This window comes from Chloroflexota bacterium, from assembly GCA_018648225.1.
Classification (GTDB): domain Bacteria; phylum Chloroflexota; class Anaerolineae; order Anaerolineales; family UBA11858; genus NIOZ-UU35.
Genome location: JABGRQ010000167.1, coordinates 1 through 2,503, shown reverse-complemented (window position 1 = coordinate 2,503; position 2,503 = coordinate 1). Strand labels below are relative to the sequence as shown.

General features: G+C 53.2%; 3 protein-coding genes. All 3 read left to right on the top strand.

The genetic code is table 11. The features are described from left to right. Positions 1-303 (top strand): zinc ribbon domain-containing protein (locus HN413_15560; protein MBT3391815.1); only part of this gene is annotated, 303 nt, incomplete at its 5' end. A gap of 85 nt (positions 304-388) precedes the next feature. Beyond that, positions 389-2,056 (top strand): serine/threonine protein kinase, encoded by a 1,668-nt coding sequence (locus HN413_15555; GenBank protein MBT3391814.1) that lies wholly within the window; start codon positions 389-391, stop codon positions 2,054-2,056. A gap of 50 nt (positions 2,057-2,106) precedes the next feature. Continuing rightward, a partial coding sequence (locus HN413_15550) for a serine/threonine protein kinase (protein ID MBT3391813.1) occupies positions 2,107-2,503 on the top strand: 397 nt, incomplete at its 3' end.

Genomic DNA, 2,503 nt, shown 5'->3' with positions numbered 1-2,503 from the left:
TCTGAAAAACGTGTTCAGGATGTGGCTGATGCCTGGGATAAAGCCTCCGCTCGCGCCAAGGAGACGAGCGAGCGCGCGTTAGATCGTGTGGCCGAGACCGCCCAGGCCTTTGCAAAAAATCAGAGCGGTACTCCAGTCGTGATTACAGGAACTGGCGGACCGCAAGTCATTTCGAGTAGCGGCGCGCAGTCTTCACAGGGCACCCCGGCCAAAAATCAAAAAACTTGTCCCAATTGTGGTCAGTTTGTGGATGCCGACTCGAAGCACTGTGAGCATTGCGGGCATAAATTTGAAGGTGTGTAGTTTTAGCGATCAGCTATCAGCTGTCAGCACGGATAAACCGCTGATAGCTGACGGCTGATCACTGACCGCTTCCGAAGGAAAAGACATGACAAAACTTGGCAAATACGAACTCATTGAAGAAATTGGCCGCGGCGGCTACGGAACCGTCTACCGCGCCCGCGAAACCGTGCTGGATGTGGAGCGCGCCGTCAAAGTACTACATCCGGCGCTGATCGCTGACCCCGAATTCATCGAGCGCTTCCGGCGGGAAGCCAAAATCGCTGCCCAGTTGGAGCACCCTCATATTGTGCCGGTTTACGAGTTGGACGAATACGAAGGCTCCTTCTTTTTGGTGATGAAGCACATGCCGGGCGCATCGCTCAAGGATGTGCTGGCGCGCCAAGGCCGCCTGTCCTACGAGCGCGCTCTGGAGATCACCCGTCAGGTGGCTGAGGCGCTGGATTTTGCGCATCAAAAAGGATTGGTGCATCGCGACATCAAACCGGCCAATATTCTCTTTGAGCAGGATATAAACGGCGAAACCCGCGTTGTCGTGCGCCTGAGCGATTTTGGTTTCGCCAAAGCCATCGCCGGGACCAACAGCGCCTCCCTGAGCGCCAGCGGAGCCATGATCGGCACCCCGGCCTATATGGCCCCGGAAGTCTGGCGCGGCAAAGACGTTACCCCTGCCACGGATGTTTACAGCCTGGCTTGCGTGTTCTACGAAATGCTTACCGGTGAAGTACTCTTTGCTGGGGATAGCCCGCCGGAAGTAATGACCAAACACGTGCTGGACGGCCCGCAGTTTCCGACACTGTGGGTAGATGGTGTGCCGGAGAGTGTTGGGGCTATGTTAGAGAGAGCGCTAGATCGAGATGAAGGTAAGCGCATTGCTGTAGCTGGAGAATTTGTTTCAGCTTTGAAGGAAATATCAGCGCAACAGCATGTACACATGGAAATTAAACAAATAACTGCTGAGAATATCGAAAATTTTAAAACTGAAACACTGGAACAGCGAGAAACCGAAAAGAAAACAACGCTTGATAAAAAAACACAAAACCAACAACACACTAATATTGGAGTAGATGAGAAATTAATATCTCCTCAGCCCGTTTCTTTTTCCTGGAAAGTTATACTGTGGATTTCATTGGGTTGGGCAATCGGTTGGGCAATCGGCGGGGCAATCGTTGGGACATTTATCAAATGGGCATTCTGGGGGTTCAACGGCGTCTGGGGATTCGATTGGATAATCGGCGGGATTACCGGTGGGGCAATCGGCGGAGCAATCAATGGGCTGATAACGGGTTGGATAATGAAAAGTCGTGAATTCAATTGGAAATCCGTAATGTGGATTTCATTGGGTTGGGCAATCGGCGGGGTAGTTTTCGGTAGAGCAATCGGCTGGGCAATCAACGCGATAGTCCCTGTTGGGACACTCGGGACCCTCAGCGGGACCCTCAGCGGGGCAATCGGCGGGCTAATCGGTGGGCTAATCACGGGCTGGGTATTGAATAGACGTGAATTTAATAGGAAAACTATTTTATGGATTACGTTGGGGTGGGCCATAGGTGGGGCCATCGTTAGCTGGGCAATCGGCAGGACAACCATCAACATACCCACCATTGATATACAAGCTCACCGCGTCTGGGCTTTCGTCGGGACCACCAGTGTGGCCATTCGCAGCGGTGCCTTCGTCGGGGCAATCGGCGGGGCCATTGGTGGCAGCGTTATGCTTTGGCAACTAAAACGAGCGCAGGGGCAGCAAAATGGATAACGCCCTCGGAAAATATCAACTCTCCGAAAAACTTCGTAAAGGCACAACTTATGAATCTTAACATCAAACTTGGCAACTACACATTACTGCAAGAACTTGGCCGCGGCGGCTATGGCACGGTATATCTGGCGCGCGATGAAGCCTTGCAGATTGAGCGGGCCGTCAAGGTGCTGCACCCCTCATTGGTCGCTGATCCTCAATTCATCGAGCGTTTCCGCCAAGAAGCCCGCCTGGTGGCGCAGTTGAAGCACGAGCACATCGTCCAGGTCTTTTATATGGATGAAGAGCAGGGGCATATCTATCTGGCGATGGAATTTCTCGCTGGCGGCTCATTGAAGGATGTTCTGGGGCGCGATGGGGCTTTGCCCTACGCCCGCGCCGTCGCCATCTTCCGGCAGATAACCCGGGCACTGGATTATGCTCACGGCAAAAATTTGGTACATCGCG